Here is a 21,413-nt window from a genome sequence, read left to right as displayed (position 1 = left end):
GCTCCGGCAACTAGAAGTGTCGCCAGATTAGCCAGCGGGTCCTGTCGGCGCTTTCGCCCATTAATTAAAAAAATTTAATGCGGCGCAACATGCCGCGTCGGCGCGCCGAGCCGGGGCTTGCAGGGCGTTCCGCGCGTGTCAGGGCGCCGGGTTCAGCACGTATCCCGCGCCGACCACGGTATGAATCAGCGCCAGCGGGAAGTCGCGGTCCACCTTTGCCCGCAGCCGATGCATGTGCATATCGATGATGTTGCCGCGCGGCTCGAAATCGTAATTCCAGGCCGCCTCGAGCAGCATGCTGCGTGTCACGACCTGCCCCTCGCGGCGCACCAAACATTCGAGCAAAAGGAATTCGCGGTGCTGCAGGCGCAGATCACGACCGCCGCGGTTTGCGGTCCGCGCCCGCGTGTCGAGTACCAGATCCGCGCATTCGAGCCGCTCGCTCATCCTGCTGCGATCGGCGCGCCGCGCCAGCGCCTCGATTCTGGCCAGCGCTTCGACGAACGCATACGGCTTCACGAGATAGTCGTCGCAACCTGCGCGAATCGCCTCCACCCGTTCGTTCAGGCCGCCGACCGCCGACAGCATCAGCACCGGCGTCGTATCCCCGCCGGCGCGCAACTGCTGGACGAGAGCCAGGCCGTCGAGCGCCGGCAAGCGCCGATCAGTCACAATCACGTCGTAGATGCCCTCGCGCGCATAGGCGAGCCCGGTCGCGCCGTCGGCCACCGTGTCGACAATCAGACCGCTCTCGCTCAGGCCACGCGCCAGGAACTGGCTGGCGCGCGTATCGTCTTCGATCAGCAGGATTCGCATACGCTGCGGCTTACGTTAAGGGGCTTACATTAAAATTTTTTCATGTTGGCGCGAAACGCCTGTGCAGCTTCGCGCGGCATACTGCGGACATCATAGGTACGAGCCTAGTGTAAATCGGCCGGCTAGCGCAGGTTCGACGCTCGCTCATTTCTGGAAAAAGGCATGTCGAACGTATTGGTCGTCGAGGACGACGAGCAGACTCTCGCAGAGATAGTTGAAGCGCTCACCGATCACGGCTGCCGCGTCGAAACCGCGAGCACCGGCCGCGACGGTTTGATGCTCGCGGTCGCCAACAGTTACGACGCCATCGTGCTCGATCGCATGTTGCCGGGCGGCCTCGAAGGGCTCGGCATGCTGTCGGCGTTGCGCAGCGCCGGCGTGCTCACGCCGGTGCTGATCCTGAGCGCGCTGTCCGCGGTCGACGAACGTGTGCGCGGTTTGCGCGCCGGCGGCGACGACTATCTGACCAAGCCGTTCGAGTTCATCGAACTGACCGCGCGGCTCGATGCGTTGATGCGCCGGCGCGAGGCGGCGCCCGCTGTGCAGGAGTACCAGGTCGGCCCGTTACGTCTGGACCCGCTCAAACGCGAAGTGACCTGCGCCGGCCGCCCGGTACCGCTGCTGCCGCGCGAGTACCGGCTGCTCGAATACCTGATGCAGCACCAGGGTCAGGTGGTGAGCCGGACCATGCTGTTCGAAGCGGTATGGGACTACCGGCTCGACGAGCGGACCAACGTGATCGACGTGCACATCAGCCGTCTCAGGAAGAAGCTCGACCCGGACGGGACGGCTCCGATGATCGATACCGTGCGCGGTTCGGGGTACATGCTACATGCGCCTGACTGAACTGCACCGCACCACCGGCTTTCGCCTCGCCACGCTGTTTCTGGTGCTGTTCGGCGTGATCGCGCTGCTGCTGTTCGGTTACCTGTACCGCGAGATCACCGGCTTCGAACAGGAGCGCATCGACGACTGGCTGCTTCGCGAGCACGCACAATTGAAACGCGAAGCGCCGGACGAACTGGTCGCGCGATTCGAACATCAGAACCAGTTCGATCCGCGCCGCCAGCGCCCGTTCGGCCTGTTCGAAGCCAGCGGCAAACATCTTGCCGGCGGCTATCCGGGCGATCTGCCGGCCATCCCCGTCTTTGGCAAGCCGTTTTCGATGCGTCTCGCAAATCTGCCGGGCCACCCGCCTGGCCGATGCATCGCCGCGCACGTGCCCGATAACCGCATCGCTTTACAATGCCAGAACACCCTCGAGCTCGACCACTTCGACGACGAACTGCTGCATGCGCTGCTCTCCACCGCGATGATCACGCTCGTGATCGGCCTGATCGGGGCGACCCTGATTGGCGTTTCGGCGATGCGGCGGCTCGATGCGGTGACCGCGTCGATCGAGGAAATCGTCGCCGGCAATCTCGGCAGGCGTTTGCCGGTGCATTCGAAACGCGACGACGTGGATCGCCTGGTCGGCGTCGTGAACGGGATGCTCGACGAAATCGAGCGCCTGATGAACGAGGTCAAAGGCGTCTGCGATGCGATTGCGCACGATCTACGCACGCCGCTTACGCGGGTGCTCGGCGGACTCGAACGTGCGCAACGGCGCGCCAGAACCGAGGCAGAGTATCGCGCGGCCATTGATGAAACCATCGTGGAAACCAGCGGCCTGCTACGCACTTTCAACGCCCTGCTGCGCATTTCGGAAATCGAAAGCGGCGTGCGCCGCGCCGGCTTCACCAGCGTCGATCTGGCCGCGGTGGCCGACGACGTGTTCGAATTCTACGAGCCGACCGCCGAAGACAAGCAGATTGCCTTCGAACTGCAGCGCACCGTGTCCGGGCCGCTGGAGATCCAGGGCGATCCGAATCTGCTGTTCGAGGCACTGGCGAATCTGGTGGAGAATGCCGTCAAGTTCGCACCGCATGGCGGAGCCGTGCGTATCACGCTGTGGCATGACACAAGAGGCGCCGGCGTGACGGTCAAGGACGATGGACCAGGCATCGCACCGACCGAGCGCGATGCCGTCCTGCGCCGTTTTTATCGTGGAGAGGCGAGCCGTCATACGCCCGGCAGCGGCCTGGGGCTCAGTCTTGCCACCGCCGTAGCCGGCATGCACGGCATGATGCTGGCGTTCCACGACACGAACGTTGGTTGCGAGATCAGCCTGTTCAAACCCGCCCAACGTACCCAACGTCATATTGCGGATAGCCGATGATCGATAACCTGCCGGTGCATTGACCTCGCTCCGTAAGGTTCTCGGCGGGCCTAAGCTTCTGCTCCGCGTACTGTTTTTTGTTACATAGAGCCTTGCGCGAAAAAAACGCTCAGATTGGCGCCCCATGCACGCGCTCACCCTAACCGTCACACGCCAGAGCGCGCAATCTGGAATTCGGCGGGAGGTGCGCTGCGGGAAAGGATTGCTACCCTTTGTCAGATGCGAGGATGATGGGTGTCATCGAACTATTGCATCGACCGGTTGAATCCGCCCAAACAGCCTGTCGTACGGCCGCGGCGTGTTTTTAGATCTCAGTTTGCGCTGAGATCTCGAGCGCATCGTCGACCTCTATGCCGAGGTATCGAACGGTGCTTTCGAGCCTATGTCCCAGCAGAAGTTGGACCGCTCTGAGGTTCTTCGTCCGCTTGTAAATCAAAGGAGCCTTCGTCCGACGCATTGAGTGTGCACCGTAAGCGGTCGGATCAAGGCCGATCGCGGCGACCCATTGATACACCTTCCGGGCGTATTGTCGCGTTGAGATATGCGGCGACCGAGAAAGGCGGCTTGGGAAAAGATAGTCGTCGGACCTCAGCTTAGCCTTCTCGATCCATGCAGCGACCGCAGCGCGAGCGGGCTCTGTGACCTCGAACTGCACGGGTCGTTTGGTCTTACGCTGCATTATCATCGCGCGCGGCAGTATCTGATTGCCGTGGGTTACGTCGCGGACATGCAGGTTGACGAGGTCGCACCCGCGCAGCTTGCTGTCGATCGCAAGATTGAATAGCGCTAGATCACGAACCGCGTGCGCGTTCTGGAGGTGAATCCGGATTGCCCAGACGTCTTTCGGCTTCAGCGGCGGCTTCTGACCAACCAACTTGCCTCCATTCTTTTTCGCCGTCACCGCGGTCCGCCAGGTACTGCACGAACGCATCGACATGAGGCGCCAAGGGCCGCTCGTTGAGCCAGTTGGTGAACAGCGTTGAGGAAGTCGGACGTTTTTCATGGCGGTCTCCTGAAGTAGGACCACCACTGGACTCCGATGCCGAAACTATGTCTGGAAGATCGCTAACCAGCCCGCCGCCAGCCGCGCTGCACCTACATTACACGAATTCGCAGCCAACAAACTATACATAGTTGAATTCTATACAGGCGCCGAATACGGACGTTCGCAATTCGGTCCAGCAGCAATTGTCGGCGCTCTAGAACGTCGGTCCCGATGGCCACTTTGGCCAGCATCATGCACAACAGCCGCTGTACTACGCAGAGGATGGCCTGGGGCGTCAACTTCGACCTGGATGATTTGCAGGCGTTTCGAGCCGTCGTATAGTTGGGTGGCTTCCGGAAGGCCCCCGATGCGGTCAACATCTTGTGGTCGGCTCTGAGCCGCCCTGTCTACATGCTCGAGCGCGCAATCCGCGTGCGGCATTCGAGCGAACGTCGTCTTTGGAACGATCGATGTCCGCTGGTTATCAATGGACGCGGGAGAAAGCCCGCAACTGCCCTAAAGCACAGCAGCCACGTGGTTGCCTTGTCCCGCGCCGGTAAGACTCGCGCTCAGGCCACGAAGCGGCACTGGGACGCGGGCGTTCGGGTGTCCATGTTGCGTCCGCGGTTGAGATGATCGTCGATTTCCGCCGCGCAGCCGAGCATGCGCGGATAAAGGAAGATCGTGAACGCGGCGGTCTCCAGATCGGACTCGCTGAATTCACCACGTTGCAGCGGCTGCCACAGCATCTTCAGCAGCAATGCGGCGATCACCGCATCGACATTGACGCAATAGACGTTGCGCGAGACGCCTGCCTCGAACAACGCCTGCACCAGCTCGCGGTAGTACGCATGGAACACGTTATATTCCCCACGCTTCCCGCACAGTTCCGCGATGAACACTTCGCGCGGGTCGTGGTTGACCGGTCTGTCCTTGAAGACGGGATGGTTCACGCCCGGCAGCTTCGCGATATCGAGGCTGCCCGCATGCTTCTGCCGCGCCTTGTACTGCGCATAGCGCTCGACGGAGCGCTCGGCGAGCGAGCGCAGGTCCACGCCGTGGCCGGGCTTCGACGGATCGTCCAGCGCGGTTTCCCTGAAAGCATCCATCAGGAACGCGATACCCTCGTACCCGTTCCCGCCGTGCGTGTAGCCGGTATGCGAGAGAAAGCCGACCAGCGCCTTGTTGAGTTGCACGCGCTCGGGGCTTTCCGGGCCGTCGGCGGATACCGCGCCCTTTGCTCCCTGCGCCGAGATGGCTCCCGGACCGTTGGTGAGCAGCAGACCGACGAGCGTCTTGAAGGCGAACAGGTCGTCCGGACCCGGCTTCAGGTTGAGCAGCGCGGCGAAGCCGATTTCGGTGAGACTGCGCTCGTTCAGCAATTCGTCGGTGGAGAAGCCGCAGAAACCGTCCGGGCGATGCCGCGATGCGTCAGCCGATGCACCGATCAGCGTCCCAAACAGCATGCTCCACCAGGGCAGGCTTTCGGCGGTCACGCGCGAGATGCGCTTGCGCATGAGCGGGCCCCACGCCAGCGTCGTCGTGATCGCGGCCAGCACCGCGTCGCCGGTCGGGTGAGCGGGCTGAGACGTGAGCCAGCGCACGAACGCCGATTTCGCGCCGCGCGCGGCGAGTCCCGCGAGCATTGCTTCGGCGAGCGGATCGCGGGAGTCGGTGAAGAACTGTTCACAGCCGCTTGCGTCGATGCGTGCGACGTCGAAGGTTTCATTCAGCGCGTCGGCAAGACCAGCGGCCGCAAAACGATCGATCAGCCACCTGGTGACGTCCCGCGCCGCGCGCTGACGTTTCGGCCCGACGATCGACGCCGCGGCGGCCAGAATGGCGTTGGGTGCATTGCCGGCCTCGCGTGCTGCTTGCGCCGCCGCGAGTTCCGGCCTGCCGTGCAGATTGACGAATGCGGCGATCGCGACATCGATGAGTTTTTCGTCGTTTTCTCCGCCGAACTCGTGCAGCAGGGCAAGGCCGACGTTCGCTTCGAGCGAACGCGTCGCGGCCTCCAGCATCGACGCGCCGTGCAGGCTGCTCACCTGCGTCTTCGCATCCATCTGCGACGCGCCCGATGCGTCCTTGAGCGCCTGGCGCGGAGCGATCACGCCGATCTGCCGATTGACCTGATGGACCTGCTCGTTATACGGCGCAACAGCTTCCACGACCGGAATCCCGAGGCCCTCCGGCAGCGCGATGCCCTGATCGGAGCCAAACCACGGCTTGAGTGCGAGACTGCCCTCCGACTCGAAATCGGGCATCGTCGCGTTGGCGCGCATCACGGCGCTCAGCGCGGCCGGGATGTGCGCGATGTTCGTCACCACGGCACCCTTCGTCGAGCAGCATGGATCATCCGGCGTGAAGAGGCGCTCGACGCCGAACTTCTGCATGAACCAGCGTTCCTTGGCTTGCGCATCGTCGTTGCCGCCGGCCATCGCGCCGGCGTGGCCGACTGCCCGCGTGAGGCGGCTCTTCCACCGACCCACGACGCACGCGACGACTGGCTTCGTGAAGACCGCATCGGCCTCGTAGTAGCCACCCGGTTCGCAGTAAAGCACCGCAGCCTTGCTGCGCGCATCGTTGGCGAGTGCGAACGCGAATTCCGGCGCGGCATAGTGGATGTAGACGTCCTTGCCGCTCGAGATGACCGTCGACGTGCCCCAGCCACCCATGCGCAGGTATTGCGCAATCGTCGTGCTGAAGCCACCGGAGTTGGAGAAGATCGCGATCGAGCCCTTGCGCAACGAATCGTCAGGACTGTCGCCGCCGAGCGCTCCGCCGATCCTCACGCGATTCCACGAATCGGCGACGCCGAGGCCGTTCGCGCCGAAGATGTCGATGCCCGCCTGCTGGCCCATCGCGCGGATTTCGCGGGCGTCGTGGACCGCGATCTTCTCGGTGATGATGAAAATCTTCCGCAGCTCGGGATTCACGCGAATCAGCTCAGCGACGCCGTCGCGGGCCGCGGACGGCGGCAGGTAAACGACGCCGCAGTTGAACCGGTGTCCCGCCTGCAGGCCCTCACGGACGTTGTTGTACACGGGGATATCGCCGGCCGGCGTCGCGAGCACTTGCCCGCCCTTGCCCGGCGCGGTGCCGAATACGACGTTACCGCCCGAGAATGCGTGACTCACGGGCGTCACGTCCGACGATTCACCGCCCAGGATGTTGAGCACGCACACGCGATCCTCGCGCGTGGCGATCTGTGCGAGTGAGTTGACGCCAACGAAGTACCTGAACGTATTGCTGCCTTGCTTGTACATGTCGATCTCCTCAGGCATGAGCCGTTCCGGTTTGCCTCGATGACGCGCCAATCCTTGCTGCGATCTGGGCGCGGCCGCCGGCGCGCATCCAGGCGTCCGCCTGGCGTGCGTACTGGATCACTTCGCTGATGTCAGAGTCGAAGCCGAACAGCCGGTAGGGCAGGCCCAGCGAGTCGCAGGTGTCCCTCAGCGCCGACATGCCGCGCACGAGGTTCGGACCTCCCCGGCCCAGCACCACGTAAAGCGGTGTCGGCCCATACTCGCTGAAGTGCTCGCGCAGGGCGTCGGCCATGGCGCGCAGCGTCTCGTAGATGTCCGTGTTATTGGACTTGCCGCCAATGATGAAGAGCACGTTCGCCTGTCCGAGCCAGTGCCTGAAACAGATGCGCGCCACTTCCTTCATCTTCGCGTAAGGCGGATTGCCGCCGAAATCCGACGAGATGATCGCGGCGTCGCCCAGCATTTCGGTGACGAGCGAGTTGGCGCCGCCGCCGAAGGTCGGGGCGAGGATCGTCCCCTTCTCGTTGATCACATACACATTGCTCTGGCCCTGGTGGGTGCGAAGCTGGTTGATCTCCTGCTCGAAATCCGAGTAATCGGCGGCGAACAGATGAGGCGGCAGGCCAAGCCGCGCCCAGCGCGGATCGTCGCGATCGAAGCCGCACTTGAAGTCGCACGCAACCGGCGTAAGGCGACCGTGCCTGTCCTCGCGCATGCGGATCGGGTTCAACTCGAGCGTCGTCATGCCGAAGTCGTGAAAGAGTTCCCAGAGTTTCGGCAACTGCTGCACGAGCGGCGAAATGATCTCCTTCGGCGCGCCGATCTCGCTCAGTGCATTCGCTACGACGAACGCCTTCAGCCCGGTCAGCGCATCGAACGGCACCATCGCCACCTGTTTCGGGTCGACTTCCTCGATGTCCATGCCGCCCATGTGGGAGAGCGTCATGGTCGGTGCGCGAAAGCGGGTGGAATCCGTGATCGAGAAGTAGACTTCGTGCGTGGCCGGCACACCGGCTTCGAAGGTGACGCCATTCGCCTTCGCCTCGATGTGGCCGACGGTATGCCCGGCGAAGTAGAGCCGCTCCTTTTCCGCGAGCGCGGTCTTCAGGTCGGTCGCGCGGCCAAGCAAACCCGCCTTGCCTTTCTTGCCGACTCCGCCCTTGAAGACGGGCTTGATGAAGATCTGGCGATGACGGTCGATCAGCGCCTTGACTTCCTCCTCGCTGGCGCCCGGGCCGAGGATCTCACTCGCCGGAAATCCGACGAATTGCAGCAGGCGCGCGCCGTGCAACATACCGGTGATTTGCATGGAAATGTCTCCTGAAGTTTAAGCAATGCACTTCGCCTGCTTACAAAACAGCACGTTGCGGGCGGACAGTGGTGAACCCAGTCGTGAGATGCCGGTTTGCCGGGACGCGGCGATCCGCGAGCAAAGGTTGTTGGAACCGAATCATTCGGCGCGGGGCGCATAGGCACTTTTATCCGGCCGGTCTGCGGGCCACGCGACGAGATGCGTGCCTTGCGCGACCCGTCAGGCGACGGTCGCCGATCGCTCCGCTGCACCGCCTCGTCGATAGAGCACAAGCGTCGCGACGAGGCCACATACGGGTGCGAAACTCAACCAATAACCGGGCGCCGCCTTGTCGCCGGTCACTTGAATGAGACAGGTCGACACGGCGGGAGTAAATCCGCCAAAGACGCGGTTGCAAGGCTGAAAGCGAGCGAGAAACCAGCGACGCGCACGTTGACCGGCATGACTTCAGTCAGAGCCGCGACCATCGCGCCGTTATACATCCCGAAAAAGAACGACAACCACAGCAGCACCGCGAGCATGCGCACAGTGTCCGAGTGCGTTTCTCAAGTCCCTGCCGCGCCAAGAAACAGTCAGCTACGCGAGAATGGTTTCACCCGCGGATGTAGAGCTCTGGGATTTAGACGAGCTGTGGCAAGCACTTACATTCCGGCAGGCGTCTTCACGCCAGTGCCCGGCAACACATCGAAGCGCAGCAGCCTTCCGCCAGCGCCTGATTCGCCAGGCGAGACCGCGACATACAGGCAGTGGCGTGCAGGCACCAGAAGCGCCGTCTTGGCGCCCTTGGCCGTCGGCACGCGTGCGATTTCCTCGTAATGGCCGGGATCCTTCTGCTGGATCACGCCAAGATAGTCGTCGCCGGCCATGTAGATGCGTTGGTTGACTTCGTCGAAGATCACTTCGTTCGTGCGCTGGGGCGCGTCGAACGTCGCGATCGTGTTGCCGTTCGCGGCATTGAGCACAAGCAGCTTGAACGGCTTGCGCGTGCCGACAAACAGGCGTCGATGGGTCTCGTCGAATGCCATCGGCGCATTCAGTTCCGCGCCATGGATAGGCCAGTTCGCAATCACCTGGCGCGTTGCCTTGTCGACGACGGCAAGCGTGCTCTTGCCCGTCACGTTGACGAAGAGACGGTGGCCGCGCTGCTCGGCCGCCATCGCTTCGGTAAAGTCGCTGTCGAAATTCACGTCGCCGACATGGCTGCCCGTGCGCGGATCGACCTCCGAGACGATCGTCCGCGTCATCTTCGGCTCGGCGTTTTTACCGCCCGTGACAATGTACATGTGACGGCGCGACGGGTCGTAGCGCATCGAGTCCGCACCGACGGTGAGCTGGATCGAACCGATGACGCGATAGCTCGTTCCGTCGACGATGCGCGTCATGCCGGCGCCGCTGTCGGTGACGATCAGACGGTTCAGGTCCGGCAGGTACAAGATGGCGTGGGGCTGGTCGAAACCCTTGACCGTGCGCAGATGCTTGCCGCTGCCGAGATCGAATACTTCGAGCGTGGCGCCGTCTTCTCCGGCGAGGAACAGCCGCCCGCCGTCAACGTCGGCGGCGAAGTGGTCGAAATCGCCTTTGTAGTCCGGCAACGCCGTGCTGCCGATCAGCCGCAGAGGTGCGCCCGCCGGGCTGGCTGCATCGACCGAGGGCGCCGCCGCGCAGGCAGTGTGCGGCAGCGTCGCACACAGGGCCGCGAGCGTCGTCAGAGATACGATCGCGGAAATTCGCAAACGCATGGTCAGACTCCTGAATGGGGATGGCTCGTTGAATACAGCCTCGTCCCCGGCGCGCCGGGGACGAGGCATTGCAAGCGAACGGCGGGCCGTGCGCGCGGCTACTTCGCGGGTTCGAACAACGCGGCGTAGCTCGGGATCTGCTTCTGCAGCGCGTCACGCAGGCCCGTCGATGCGAGGAAGAAGGCGGTCTCGCCCTTTGCATTGGCGCCGTCGTTCTTGTACGCGAGCACGATCTCGCCGACGTTCTGGCCGCTCGCGTCTCGCAGCGGCAGCATCATCACGAACTTCTTGACCGTGTCATTGGGACGATGCCAGCGCGGGTCGACGATCGTGATGCCCTTTTTCGAGATGTCGATGTCGTCCGGATCGTCGGCATTGCCGATGCGCTCGAGGTAGGAACCGGCGAACATCGTGTAGGCATCCTGCATACCCGGAGGAACGCCGTGCAAAGTCACACTGAGTAACTCGGGATGCTGTTGCATGATTTGCTCGGACAGTTTCTGAGCAAAGATCTTCGCGCTCGGCGGCGTCCAGTTCCTGGCGTGCGGCTCGGGCGCGGCGACTGCGGTGTCAACCGCATACAGCGCGGAAGCCGACAGGAGGCCGAGCGTCGCGGCGAGCAGGGTCTTGGTCAGGATCTTCATGTGTCTCCTCTCTTTGCCCGATGGGCGTCATGGAAGCAGGTGCGAGTCGAGTGTAGGCTCGCCACCTTGAACGAGCGTTAACGCGATCTGAACGCAAATTCAGCCTGAAATTGGGAGGCCGTCGCAACGACCGTTGCCGTCACGGCGACTGGCGGCGGTTGCGCGTTCGCGCGTCGCATGGTCACTCCGCCTGATCGAGCTTCGCCAGCTCTTCCTTGACGACGGCCGGTGTCAACGGGATATAGACGCCTTCTTTCGCGACCACGTCCTGTCCCTCGCGGCTCAACACCAGTTTCAGGAATTCCTTGATCTTCGGCTGCAGCGGCTCGCCGGGCTTCTTGTTGACGAAGATGTACACATAGCGCGAGAGCGGATACTTGTGCGTGTACACGTTCTGCAGTGTCGGCGCGAGGAACGGTCCGCCTTCGCTGGCTGCCAGCGGCACGACCTTCACGTTCGGCGTGACGTTGGCCAGCAGTGCGTACGTGAGCCCGCCCGGATGCGTCGCCATGTCCTCGGCGGCCACCGTGAACGCATGCGTGAAGCCCTTGCCCTTGACGAACTGGATGTTGTCCTTGTATTCGCCGCCTTCCAGCAGGTTCAGCTTCAGGAAGTATTCGATGCCGTTGACCGGCTTGAGGCCGTAGAGGTGAATCGGCCGGTCGGCCCATTCGCCGCCGAGCCCCACGTCGCCCCACGTGGTGATCTCGGCGTGGCCGCGATTGCGCGTCTTCGAATAGATCGCGTCGAGCTGGGCCATCGTCAATCCCTTGATCGGATTGTCCTTGTCGACCAGCACGACCGACGTCGCCGTCTTGCCGAGCGACCCGACACTGCCTGTCGCGACGCGAATGGCGAACGGCTTGTAGCCGAACTTGTCGACGAAGGCTTGCTCCTCGGCCGGCAGCAATTCGCGCCCGACCGGCGCCAGGTCCGCCGTGCCGTTGGTCAGCGCCGGGCCGCCGGCACCGGACGCCTTGGCTTCCATGGTGACGCTCAGGCGCGGATAGGCCTTGCGATACATCTTGATCCACCCCAGCGTGATTTCATCCATTACGTCAGCGCCGACGAGACGAAGGTCTTCCTCCGGCACGGACTGGACTTCGCCCGGATGCCAGATCGGTATCGATGGGTCGACCTTGAGGTGATGCTCGACGGCCGCGTACTTCAGGGCGAATGCCGGCGGCGACGTCAGCGCGCCCAGCGCCGCGATGCCGATCACTGCCGCGGCCGATGCCGCCGCAGACCTGCGCAACCCGCCAACCCTCTGCGTCTGTTTCATGTGCGTCTCCTGATTGAAGATGTACTCGTGAGTTCGCCCTCGGCGGGACGATTCGTTGCGTGCTGCGTATCGGGGTGGGTCGGCCCGGCCGACGCGCGTCGTGCATCGGCGATGCTTTCGCCTTGCCACGATGGTGGGCCATGAAGCTGAACCCGACCTGAAGGTATCCTTAATAGATTTTCAGACAGACGACGCCAGTCAGTGCCTGGGTTGAAACAGCGCCGCGAGCGATGGCGTGCTTCCGGCCAGCTCGTCGCGCACCTGCTCGGCCCGGCGCACGATCATGTTGCGATCGACGCCCGGCGCGTAGCGGAATGTCGAGCCGATAACGCCGATCGTCTTGCCGTTGGCGTCGCGCATCGGCAGCTCGACCGACAGATCGCCGGTTTTCGTCACCTCGACGCGGGGCTGGCCGCTGTCGAGCACGGCCAGGTCGTCGGCATCGGCGGACTTGCCGATACGGCCGATGTTCGACGCGATGATGACGTTGTCGCTTCCGGTCGGCGGGGTGACGTGCAGCGCGAGGATCGTCAGCTCGGGATGCGCGGCCAGCGTGGCATCGACGAGTTGCTGCGCGTAGGGCGCGGCGGTCGTGGCGGCGTATGCAGACACGGCCGAGGCGAGCAAAAGCGCCGCCGTGGCGGCGCGGATGGGTCGGTGCATGTGGACACTCCAGGAATCGGCGCCGCCCGGCGGGAATGCGCGGGACCGGCAAGCGGCGCCGGGTTGGCGAGGGGGAGACGAGCGGCGCGCGGTCAGTTGGCGAGCATCGCGCGCGAGCTATCCGCTTGCTGCGCGCGCAGCGGCACGTACATCGCGTGATCGATCACGGCTTGCTGGCCCTGCTTGCTCAGCACGTAGCGGAGGAACTCGGCGATGGCCGGATCGAGCGGCTTGCCGGGCGCCTTGTTGGTGTTGAAATAGATCAGCCGGCTCAGCGGATAAGTCGCCAGCGCGACGTTCTCGTACGTCGGCGCGACGTACGGACCGTTGTCCGATGCGGCAAGCGGCAGCATCTTCACGGGCGCGTCGATATAGGCGATGCCCGAGAATCCGATGCCGTAGCGATCGTCGGCCACGTCTTTCGCGAGCGGGAACACGAGCTTGTCGTAATGGATGTCGTCGCGCCACTCGCCGCGTTGACCGTTGGCGCTCAGCACGCGTTGCCGGATGAACTCCTCGAACCCGTTCCACGGCGTGATCGCGTAGACGTGCACCGGCTTGTCGGCCCATTCCCCGGTGAGACCGAGGTCGCCCCAAGTCTTGATCGGCTTGCCGCCGCGCAGGTGCGTGCGCGAGTAGAGCGCGTCGATCTGGTCGTAGCTGAGCTTTTCCAGCGGGTTGTCCTTGTTGACGAAGAAGCCGATCGCGTCCAGGAAGCCGAAATGCCGGTACGAGCCCCCGGAAATCGGTACGCTGAGCGGGCCGTAGCCGAACTTCGCCTTGAAGTCGGTGACGTCGTCCGGCTTGAGCTCGCGCGAGACGAACACGAAGTCGAGCTTCTCCTTGACCAGCTCCTTCGCGCCGAGGCTGCCCGCGTACGGTGGGGAAATGCGGATGTCGACGTTCGGGTAATACTGCCTGAAGCCTTCGATCCAGCGGTTGACGAGCGACGGCAGCACGTCGGAAGCCGCGCCCCTGAACGTGCCGGCGAGCTTGAGGTCGGTGCGGGGCTGGTAGTCGGGCAGGGCCGCGTCGAGGCGCGGCTGCAGGATTTCCGGCTCGGCCAGCGCGCGTCCGACCTTCATCCCATCGTCGGCTTGTTCCTTGGTTTGCGGCGCCACCGTCTTGAGCGCGGGCACAACCCACTCGACCATCGGCGTGGATGGGGTGTCGGCACCCGCGGCGCCCACCGCCCAGACCGACGCCGCGGCAGTGGCAATGATCAGGCGAGCCGAACGGCGGCGCGGCATGCGCCGGTTCGTCCCGCAACGGGGTTGGTTTCGATTCACGAGATGTCTCCTCCTTTGTTCAAAGCGTGCGTGATTCCACTGCCGCTCCATTTTGAGGCAGGCGGCGCGAAAGTTGAAACGCGGTGATCGCGCCGGCCTGCGCGAGATGCGGCGAACGGCGCAACGCCCATGCCATGCGTCCAACGATAGTGTCGCCGGATGAACGCAATCTGAAGACATTCTGAAAATCCGTTCATGGAACGCCCCTGCCGAGCATGAACGAATTTTTAGCATCGATTCAGGTTGGCTTCAGCGTGCCGCCGTACCGTCGGGGCAGCTTCTCCGGGCGCGATGGCGGGGCCGCGTTCCTGACCGGAAGCCGGCCCGCTGCGCGCCATTCTCCACATCCGGCAGGAGACCCCCGTGCCTGTTTTCGATTCTCCATTGCGGCGCGCATCGTCATCGATGCCGCCCCTGTCGTGCTGGTCCCGGCCATTGCGCTCGCAGGATGCATGCGCGCCCGCGGCGCGTCCTCGTCGTACCGGAGCCGGCCTCCTGCTTGCGGCCTGTCTGGCACTCATGCCGCCGTGCATTGCGCAGGCGGCCGATACCGTTGCAGGCTTGCCGGCCTATCGATCGCTCCCGAACCTGAGCGGAACGCTCAGCAGCGTCGGGGACGACGCGATGGGGCCGCTGCTCGACGCGTGGCTGGCCGCCTTCGAGCGACGCCAGCCGGGGATCCATCGCGGGCCGCATTGGCGGCACGCCGGCAGTGCGACCGCATTCGGCGCGCTCATGTTCGGCGACGCCGATATCGCACCGCTCGCGCGTGAGCCGTTACAGACGGAGCTGCAGCCGTACGCGCACCAGTTCGCAGGCGACATGATGAAGTCGCCGCTGTTCGTTCGCGTCGCGAGCCTCGACGGGCAGGCGGCCTATCTCGCCGTGAACCGGCGTCCCGGCGCGCCGCTGCCGCCCAAGGTCAAGGCGTTCGTGGCGTTTGCGTTGAGCGACGAGGGTCAGGCGATCGTCGCCGCGCAGAAACGCTTTGCGCCGCTCACCGCCGCGCAGGCCGCGTGTGAACGCGCGAAGCTCGACGGCTTCCTGCCGCCGCTTGACGCGCAACTGGCCGTCTATCGTCCCGTGGCCGGCCTGCACGGCGAGATCGACAGCGTCGGCAGCGACGGGATGAAGTCGCTGATGGACACGTGGATCGACGGCTTCACGCACGTACAGCCCGCCGTGCGCAAGGGCGATCGATGGGAACACCTCGGCACGTTGAACGGGTTTCACGCGCTGCTCGCGGGCGACACCGGAATGGCGCCGATGGGCCGCGAACTCTGGCCGGACGAGCGGGCTGTCTATGCGCAAATCCGTCACGCGGCGCCGCTCGAAATCCGCGTCGCGCGTGGCGGTTTCAACACGCCGCAACGGACCACGGCCCAGGCGATCTTCGTGCATCCGGACAATCCGCTCAACGGCGTCACGCTGGCGCAACTGGCGTCGATCCTGCGGCAGAACCCGGGTATCACGCGGTGGGGCCAGCTTGGCCTGACCGGCGAGTGGGCCGACCGTCCGATCACGATCTACATCCCGCCGCACGTCGCGCCGAACGCGATGTCGATGCAGGTCATGGTGCTGGCAGGCGGAGCGTGGAACAGCGCCGTCCACGAGGGATCGATCGACGACACTGCGCGCGCGATCGCTGGGAATCCGGGCGCGATCGGCTTTGGCGGACTCGAGGAAGGCGGCCCCGGACTCAAGACGCTGGCGGTGGCGCGCCGGGACGGCGAGCCGTTCTATGCGCTCGATGCCGAGAATGCGGCGAGCGGCAAGTATCCACTCACACGCTACATGTACATCCGCCTGAACCGTCCGCTGACGCCGCCGGTGAAAGCGTTCCTGCGCTACATCCTGAGCCGCGACGGCCAGGAGCCGGTGCGCTATTCGGCGTACTTCCCGCTGAACGCGGCGGAGGCGCGCGAAGAGCTGGCGAAGCTCAGGTAGGCGCCGCGCGGATCGGTCCGGGCGCATGCCGCGTGCGGCGCCGGCGGTCCCTGAATAGGCGTTCATTTTCCGTTCAGCCTGACTTTAAGGTTGCCCCGTATAACTCAAACCGTTCCGTGAGCCCACCCGTCCCTGATCCGGGACGCGACGCGAACGCCATGTGGAAAACGGCACGCCATACCTATCGAAACCGGAGGAGACATCCCATGAAACACACTGTCCTGCGCATCGCCGCTGGCGCGCTGATGCTCGGCACCCTGGTTCCGGCTGCGCATGCTGCCGAGAAGCTCACCCTGATGGTCGGCGGCATGGAAAAGCAGATCTATCTGCCGGCCAAGCTCGCCGAGCGGCTCGGCTATTTCAAGGAGCAGGGCCTCGACGTCGAGCTCATCAACGAGGCGGCGGGCGTCGATGCCGAGAACGAACTGGTCGCCGGCACGGTGCAGGGCGTCGTCGGCTTCTACGACCACACCATCGACCTGCAGTCGAAAGGCAAGTACATCGAGTCCGTCGTACAGTTCAGCCACACGCCTGGCGAAGTCGAATTGATCTCGTCGAAGCTCGCCGGCAAGGTAAAGTCGCCCGCTGACTTCCGCGGCTTGACGCTTGGCGTCACCGGGCTTGGCTCGTCGACCAACTTCCTAACCCAATACCTCGGCGTGTCGCACGGCGTGAAGACGTCGGAGATGACGGCGCTGCCCGTTGGCGCGGGCAACACGTTCATCGCCGCGCTCAAGCAGGGCAAGATCGACGGCGGCATGACCACCGAACCGACGGTCTCGCGCCTCGTCAACACCGGTGACGCACTGGTCCTGGTCGATCTGCGCTCGCCCGAGAGCACGCAGAAGTGGCTCGGCGGCCTGTACCCGGCGGCCAGTCTGTACATGCAGAACGACTGGGTACAGTCGCACAAGGCGACGGTGCAGAAACTCGCGAACGCGTTCGTCAAGACGCTGCGCTACATCAATACGCACAGCGCGGAGGAGATTACCGCCCAGATGCCCGCCGACTACTACGCTGGGGACCGCGCGTCGTACATGAAGGCGCTGGCCAACGGCAAGGTGTCGTTCATCGCCGACGGCCGCATGCCGGAATCGGGGCCGCCCACCGTGCTCAAGGTGCTCGGGTCGTTTGATAGAGCTGTGATGGGGCACAAGATCGACCTGTCGAAGACCTTCACCACCGAGTTCGTCAACGCCGCGCAGGTCAAGTAGCCGCGCCTGCGTGACGGCCCGACAGCGAGCCGTCGCGGGCGTTTCGTCGAATCCAGTCTCCTAAAGGTGGCAATCCAATGACAGCCTCCCAGGCAACCATGCCGTATCCCGCCGCCGCCTCGAACGACGTTCCGGCGATCGAACTCGACCGCGTCAGCCGCCGCTTCGTCAGCCCGGAGGGCAAAGCGATCATGGCGCTGCAGAACTTCAGCATGCGCGTCGCGAAGGGCGAGTTCTGCGCCGTCGTCGGCCCGACCGGGTGCGGCAAATCCACCACGCTCAGCCTGATCACGGGCCTTGCCACGCCGAGCGCCGGCGCGGTCAGGATCTGGGGCAATCCGGTCACCGGCATCGATCGCCGCATCGGCTTCGTGTTCCAGTCCGACGCGGTGTTCCCATGGAAGAGCGTGCTCGATAACATCGCGGCCGGTCCGCTGTACCGCGGCGAGAACAAGGCGCAGGCGTACGAGCGCGCGATGGAATGGATTCGCCGCGTCGGTCTGGTTCGTTTCGAACGCCACTATCCGCACCAGCTCTCCGGCGGCATGCGCAAGCGCGTCGCGCTGGCTCAGACCTTCATCAACGAACCCGAGATCCTGCTGATGGACGAGCCGTTCTCGGCGCTCGACGTCCAGACACGCATGCTGATGCAGGACGAGTTGCTGCATCTGTGGAGCGTGAATGGCGCATCGGTGGTGTTCGTCACGCACGACATCGAGGAGGCCATCGCGCTCGCGGACAAGGTATTCGTGCTGACGTCCGGACCGGCGACCGTCAAGACGTCGTACGAAATCGACCTGCCGCGCCCGCGCGACGTCGCGGAAGCGCGCTATTCCCCCCGCTTTATCGAACTGTCGCGGCAGATCTGGAACGATCTTCGCGACGAGGTCCACATCTGAGCGCCCAGGGGCGCATTGAGGAAAGCATGAATATCCCGATGACAGGAGCCGCATCGAACGAGATCGAACTGCGGCAGGTGGAAGTGCGGGCCCAGGCAAGCATACGTCGGCGCCAGACGCTGGTGTATGTGCTGCGGCTCGCGGTGCTGGTCGTCACGCTGGGCGGATGGGAACTCGCCGGGCGCGTGGGCTGGATCGATCCTTTCTTCTTCTCGACGCCTTCGCTGATCGCCGTGCAGATCTGGCAGTGGCTCACCGAGGGAACCTCGCAAGGCCCGCTCTGGGTGCAAGTGCTGGTGACGCTGGAGGAAACCGGGCTCGGCTTCCTGATCGGCAGCGTGGCAGGCGTGTTCGCCGGGATCGTACTGGGCCGCAACAAGCTGCTCGCCGACGTTTTCAGCCTGTACATCAAGATCGCGAACTCGATCCCGCGCGTGGTGCTCGGCTCGGTGTTCATCATCGCGCTGGGGCTCGGCATGGCGTCCAAGGTCGCGCTGGCTTTCGTCATGGTGTTCTTCGTGGTGTTCTCGAACGCGTTCCAGGGCGTGCGCGAGGCGGACCGCAACCTGATCGCGAACGCGCACATCCTGGGCGCCTCGAAGCACGCCGTGACGCTGACGGTCGTGCTGCCGGCCGCGATGAGCTGGATCCTGGCGAGCCTGCACGTGAGCTTCGGGTTCGCCTTGGTGGGTGCCGTGGTCGGTGAATTTCTCGGCTCGAAGCAAGGGATCGGGCTGCTGATCTCGACCGCGCAGGGCGCGTTCAACGCGGCCGGCGTGTTCGCCGCGATGATCGTGCTCGCCGTCGTCGCGCTGGGTGCGGAGTTCGTGCTCACGCAGCTCGAGAACAAGCTCCTGAAATGGCGCCCGCCGCAGTTCTCCGACGCGGGCCACTGATCCCCGCGCGCCGCGCCGGTCCGCGTGTCTGACGGACCGGCGCGGCATCCGCAGTTCGCGCCGGCCGGCCACGCGTCGCCGCGCATCTGCCCGCCCCAACCGTCCTGACCCATCCCGCTCGTGCCTCATGCCGGGCGCTCGCACGCAGCGCCGGCCACCCTTCGATCAGGAGAATCGGCCTCATGTCGTCCACCCGTCATCCGGAGTCGGCCGCGTACCGCGCCCCGTATCATGCGCGATTCGTCAAGGCGGCGCTCGCCTTCGGCGCATGCCTGGTTTGCCATGGCGCGCTTGCCGGCCCGCCGTTCGTGACCGACGATCCGGAACCCGTCGAACGGGGGCATTTCGAGATCGATGCCGCCGCGTCGGGCACCGTGCGCGCCGGCAGTCACAGCGGCACGCTGCCGGGTCTCGAGATCAACTACGGATTGGTGGAGAACCTGCAGATCACCGCGACGGTCGGCATGGCGTTCATGCACGAAACCGGAGATCGCACCCATTACGGATTCGGTGATACCGAACTGGGCGCGAAGTACCGCTTCATCACCGAGGACGAGGCGGGCTGGCGTCCGCAGGTCGCGTTCGCGCCCAGCGTCACACTGCCGTCCGGCAACGACCACCTGAGCCTCGGTGACGGCCACGCGCACGTGCTGCTACCGCTGTGGGCGCAGAAGACGATCGGTAACTGGACGACGTTCGGCGGTGGTGGATACGTCGTCAACCGCCATGCGGGACGGAAGGGTTACTGGACCGGCGGTTGGGCCGTCCTGCGCAAGTTCGGCGAACGACTTCAGCTTGGCGGCGAGGTCTTCTACACCGGGGCGGCGACCAGGGACGATCCGTCCGCGATTGGCTTCAACCTCGGCGGCACCTACGGGCTGACGGAGCACGACCGCATCCTGTTCTCCGCCGGGCGCGGCCTCACTCACGTGAGCGACACTAATCGCTTCTCCTATTACGTCGGTTATCAGCTCGACCTGTGACTCGCGCCCGCGGTATGCTCAGGCGGCGTCGGTGGAATGGAGCGGCGCTTTGAAGGGGGTATTGTCCGCGGTGTCGGACGGCGTGACGGCGGGAATCTCGAAGACCATCGACAAGCCGCGGCCGTCTGGCCCGGCCTCCGCGAAGATGTGGCCGCCGTGCAGCTCGACGATACTGCGGCAGATGGCGAGGCCCAGGCCGCTGCCCTTGTCTTCGTCGCCCGGACGACGGATGCGCACGAAGCGTTCGAAGATGCGCTCGCGCTGTTCGGCGGCTACGCCGGGACCCTCGTCCTCCACGCGGACCTGCCAGCATTGGTTCACCAGCGTGGAACGCAAGGTGACGCGGCTTCCCGGAGGGGAGGCCGCCAGTGCGTTGCTGAGCAGGTTCAGGAGCACCTGGCGGATCCATTTCGACTCGATTGCGGCCTGTCCGCTGCCGTGATGGGTCAGGAAGAAGCGCTGCTCGCGGTGTTCGGCGAGTACGTGGGCGTCTTGCGCGAAGTTCTGCAGGAACAGTTCCGGGTCCTGCGGCCTCAGATCGAGCGAAATCGCGTGTGCGTCGGCACGCGACAGGAACAGCAGGTCCTCGATGATGCGGTTGAGGTGCGCGAGTTCCTTGATCTGAATTTGCACCGCCTGTTCCTGCGCTGGCGTCAACTGACCGTCGACGACCAGTTTCTCGGCTTGCAAGCGCACTAGCGTCAGGGGCGTCTTGAGTTCGTGGGAGGCCTCAGCTGTAAACCGCCGGATCTGGTCGAACGACGCTTCGAGACGGTCGAACATCTGGTTGAGCAGGCGCGCCAGGTCCGAAATCTCGTCGCGCGCGCCTGACAACGGAATGCGCTCGCTCAGGTTGTCCGAGCGGATGCGGTCGGCGGTGTCCTGGATCAGCCGCAGCGGCCGCAGCGCCATTCGGCTGAAGCCGTAGCCGATCACGCTGCTGACCGCGATCATGACGATCAGCAGCCCGTAAAAGGTATGCTCGTACGCGCTCATCACCACGCGCACGTGCTCCTTCGTCGTTGCCAACACGACCGTGTACGGTCCGAGCGCGAACTTGCCCGCGCGCAGTTCGCCCAGCCCATCGATATTCGCATTGAACGCCTGGTCGCGAGGCGACGGGGCAATATCGCGACCGTTAAGCTCCGGTGAGCGAAACACCACCGTGCCACCGGGCCCGTAGATCTCCGTAAAGAACAGTTCCAGGTTGCCGGACATCATCGCCTGCACACGCTGGCGCAGCTCCGCCTCCGTCGG

The 21,413-nt window shown here is 64.4% G+C and carries 17 protein-coding genes and 1 pseudogene; 7 read left to right on the top strand and 11 right to left on the bottom strand.

Annotation, left to right across the window (positions count from 1 at the left end; genetic code table 11):
- Positions 1–138: 138 nt before the first annotated feature.
- Complete coding sequence (locus OKW45_RS09165) at positions 139–816, bottom strand: response regulator transcription factor (protein WP_018423299.1); 678 nt, start codon at positions 814–816, stop codon at positions 139–141.
- Between the two features lie 162 nt (positions 817–978).
- Between OKW45_RS09165 and OKW45_RS09160 the strand changes: the two genes are divergently transcribed.
- Both OKW45_RS09160 and OKW45_RS09155 read left to right on the top strand, forming a co-directional pair.
- Complete coding sequence (locus OKW45_RS09160) at positions 979–1,662, top strand: response regulator transcription factor (protein ID WP_018423298.1); 684 nt, start codon at positions 979–981, stop codon at positions 1,660–1,662.
- Entirely contained in the window at positions 1,649–3,034 is a 1,386-nt protein-coding gene (locus tag OKW45_RS09155) for a sensor histidine kinase (RefSeq protein WP_429467397.1), read from the top strand. Before OKW45_RS09160 ends, OKW45_RS09155 begins: the two co-directional genes overlap by 14 nt.
- Before the next feature lie 304 nt (positions 3,035–3,338).
- On the opposite strand, the gene OKW45_RS09150 is transcribed toward OKW45_RS09155, so the two are convergent.
- From OKW45_RS09150 to OKW45_RS09110, 9 genes and pseudogenes are all read right to left on the bottom strand, one after another.
- Positions 3,339–3,965, bottom strand: coding sequence for a tyrosine-type recombinase/integrase (locus tag OKW45_RS09150; RefSeq protein ID WP_429469322.1), 627 nt, complete (start codon positions 3,963–3,965; stop codon positions 3,339–3,341).
- A gap of 623 nt (positions 3,966–4,588) precedes the next feature.
- Complete coding sequence (locus OKW45_RS09145; RefSeq protein WP_429469320.1) at positions 4,589–7,288, bottom strand: CoA-binding protein; 2,700 nt, start codon at positions 7,286–7,288, stop codon at positions 4,589–4,591.
- 10 nt (positions 7,289–7,298) lie between these two features.
- On the bottom strand, positions 7,299–8,597 hold the full coding sequence (locus OKW45_RS09140) for an ATP citrate lyase citrate-binding domain-containing protein (protein WP_429467395.1): 1,299 nt from the start codon (positions 8,595–8,597) through the stop codon (positions 7,299–7,301).
- A gap of 222 nt (positions 8,598–8,819) precedes the next feature.
- A pseudogene (locus tag OKW45_RS09135) lies at positions 8,820–9,124 on the bottom strand (citrate-proton symporter); the annotation flags it as partial.
- A 117-nt stretch (positions 9,125–9,241) separates the two neighbouring features.
- Positions 9,242–10,339: a YncE family protein gene (locus OKW45_RS09130; protein WP_429467394.1), complete on the bottom strand. Its 1,098-nt coding sequence runs from the start codon at positions 10,337–10,339 to the stop codon at positions 9,242–9,244.
- A gap of 98 nt (positions 10,340–10,437) precedes the next feature.
- Positions 10,438–10,983, bottom strand: a complete 546-nt coding sequence (locus OKW45_RS09125) for a hypothetical protein (protein ID WP_018423292.1) — start codon at positions 10,981–10,983, stop codon at positions 10,438–10,440.
- A gap of 181 nt (positions 10,984–11,164) precedes the next feature.
- The gene (locus OKW45_RS09120; RefSeq protein WP_018423291.1) at positions 11,165–12,265 is read right to left on the bottom strand and encodes a PstS family phosphate ABC transporter substrate-binding protein; all 1,101 of its coding nucleotides are present in this window, start codon (positions 12,263–12,265) and stop codon (positions 11,165–11,167) included.
- A gap of 198 nt (positions 12,266–12,463) precedes the next feature.
- Positions 12,464–12,928 carry a hypothetical protein gene (locus tag OKW45_RS09115; protein ID WP_429467391.1) on the bottom strand — a complete coding sequence of 155 codons (465 nt, stop codon included), beginning with the start codon at positions 12,926–12,928 and terminating at the stop codon, positions 12,464–12,466.
- A 92-nt stretch (positions 12,929–13,020) separates the two neighbouring features.
- Complete coding sequence (locus tag OKW45_RS09110; RefSeq protein WP_239499220.1) at positions 13,021–14,217, bottom strand: PstS family phosphate ABC transporter substrate-binding protein; 1,197 nt, start codon at positions 14,215–14,217, stop codon at positions 13,021–13,023.
- A 519-nt stretch (positions 14,218–14,736) separates the two neighbouring features.
- Here OKW45_RS09110 and OKW45_RS09105 point away from each other — a divergent pair.
- From OKW45_RS09105 to OKW45_RS09085, 5 genes are all read left to right on the top strand, one after another.
- Positions 14,737–16,164 carry a substrate-binding domain-containing protein gene (locus tag OKW45_RS09105; RefSeq protein ID WP_429467388.1) on the top strand — a complete coding sequence of 476 codons (1,428 nt, stop codon included), beginning with the start codon at positions 14,737–14,739 and terminating at the stop codon, positions 16,162–16,164.
- Between the two features lie 206 nt (positions 16,165–16,370).
- Positions 16,371–17,378, top strand: coding sequence for an ABC transporter substrate-binding protein (locus OKW45_RS09100; RefSeq protein WP_429467386.1), 1,008 nt, complete (start codon positions 16,371–16,373; stop codon positions 17,376–17,378).
- A 77-nt stretch (positions 17,379–17,455) separates the two neighbouring features.
- A complete protein-coding gene (locus tag OKW45_RS09095) occupies positions 17,456–18,277 on the top strand; it encodes an ABC transporter ATP-binding protein (RefSeq protein WP_429467382.1) in 822 nt (273 codons plus the stop codon).
- A 26-nt stretch (positions 18,278–18,303) separates the two neighbouring features.
- Positions 18,304–19,173: an ABC transporter permease gene (locus OKW45_RS09090; protein ID WP_018423284.1), complete on the top strand. Its 870-nt coding sequence runs from the start codon at positions 18,304–18,306 to the stop codon at positions 19,171–19,173.
- A 182-nt stretch (positions 19,174–19,355) separates the two neighbouring features.
- Positions 19,356–20,156, top strand: coding sequence for a hypothetical protein (locus tag OKW45_RS09085; protein WP_429467379.1), 801 nt, complete (start codon positions 19,356–19,358; stop codon positions 20,154–20,156).
- A gap of 18 nt (positions 20,157–20,174) precedes the next feature.
- Here the strand turns inward: OKW45_RS09085 and OKW45_RS09080 are convergent, their stop codons facing one another.
- Complete coding sequence (locus tag OKW45_RS09080; protein WP_429469318.1) at positions 20,175–21,377, bottom strand: ATP-binding protein; 1,203 nt, start codon at positions 21,375–21,377, stop codon at positions 20,175–20,177.
- Between the last annotated feature and the right edge of the window lie 36 nt (positions 21,378–21,413).

The sequence above is a fragment of the Paraburkholderia lebeckiae genome (assembly GCF_050436225.1).
Lineage (GTDB): Bacteria > Pseudomonadota > Gammaproteobacteria > Burkholderiales > Burkholderiaceae > Paraburkholderia > Paraburkholderia tuberum.
The sequence above is the reverse complement of the archived record's forward strand: the minus strand, read 5'-3'. Positions and strand labels throughout refer to the sequence as shown.

Excerpts from the sequence above, each read along its gene's own strand:
- OKW45_RS09095 (WP_429467382.1), top strand. The coding sequence starts at position 17,456 with ATGACAGCCTCCCAGGCAACCATGCCGTATCCCGCCGCCGCCTCGAAC.
- OKW45_RS09120 (WP_018423291.1), bottom strand. The coding sequence starts at position 12,265 with ATGAAACAGACGCAGAGGGTTGGCGGGTTGCGCAGGTCTGCGGCGGCA.
- OKW45_RS09140 (WP_429467395.1), bottom strand. The coding sequence starts at position 8,597 with ATGCAAATCACCGGTATGTTGCACGGCGCGCGCCTGCTGCAATTCGTC.
- OKW45_RS09125 (WP_018423292.1), bottom strand. The coding sequence starts at position 10,983 with ATGAAGATCCTGACCAAGACCCTGCTCGCCGCGACGCTCGGCCTCCTG.
- OKW45_RS09085 (WP_429467379.1), top strand. The coding sequence starts at position 19,356 with ATGTCGTCCACCCGTCATCCGGAGTCGGCCGCGTACCGCGCCCCGTAT.
- OKW45_RS09105 (WP_429467388.1), top strand. The coding sequence starts at position 14,737 with ATGCCGCCGTGCATTGCGCAGGCGGCCGATACCGTTGCAGGCTTGCCG.
- OKW45_RS09150 (WP_429469322.1), bottom strand. The coding sequence starts at position 3,965 with ATGCGTTCGTGCAGTACCTGGCGGACCGCGGTGACGGCGAAAAAGAAT.
- OKW45_RS09130 (WP_429467394.1), bottom strand. The coding sequence starts at position 10,339 with ATGCGTTTGCGAATTTCCGCGATCGTATCTCTGACGACGCTCGCGGCC.
- OKW45_RS09165 (WP_018423299.1), bottom strand. The coding sequence starts at position 816 with ATGCGAATCCTGCTGATCGAAGACGATACGCGCGCCAGCCAGTTCCTG.
- OKW45_RS09155 (WP_429467397.1), top strand. The coding sequence starts at position 1,649 with ATGCGCCTGACTGAACTGCACCGCACCACCGGCTTTCGCCTCGCCACG.
- OKW45_RS09145 (WP_429469320.1), bottom strand. The coding sequence starts at position 7,288 with ATGTACAAGCAAGGCAGCAATACGTTCAGGTACTTCGTTGGCGTCAAC.
- OKW45_RS09090 (WP_018423284.1), top strand. The coding sequence starts at position 18,304 with ATGAATATCCCGATGACAGGAGCCGCATCGAACGAGATCGAACTGCGG.
- OKW45_RS09160 (WP_018423298.1), top strand. The coding sequence starts at position 979 with ATGTCGAACGTATTGGTCGTCGAGGACGACGAGCAGACTCTCGCAGAG.
- OKW45_RS09115 (WP_429467391.1), bottom strand. The coding sequence starts at position 12,928 with ATGCACCGACCCATCCGCGCCGCCACGGCGGCGCTTTTGCTCGCCTCG.
- OKW45_RS09100 (WP_429467386.1), top strand. The coding sequence starts at position 16,371 with ATGAAACACACTGTCCTGCGCATCGCCGCTGGCGCGCTGATGCTCGGC.
- OKW45_RS09080 (WP_429469318.1), bottom strand. The coding sequence starts at position 21,377 with ATGATGTCCGGCAACCTGGAACTGTTCTTTACGGAGATCTACGGGCCC.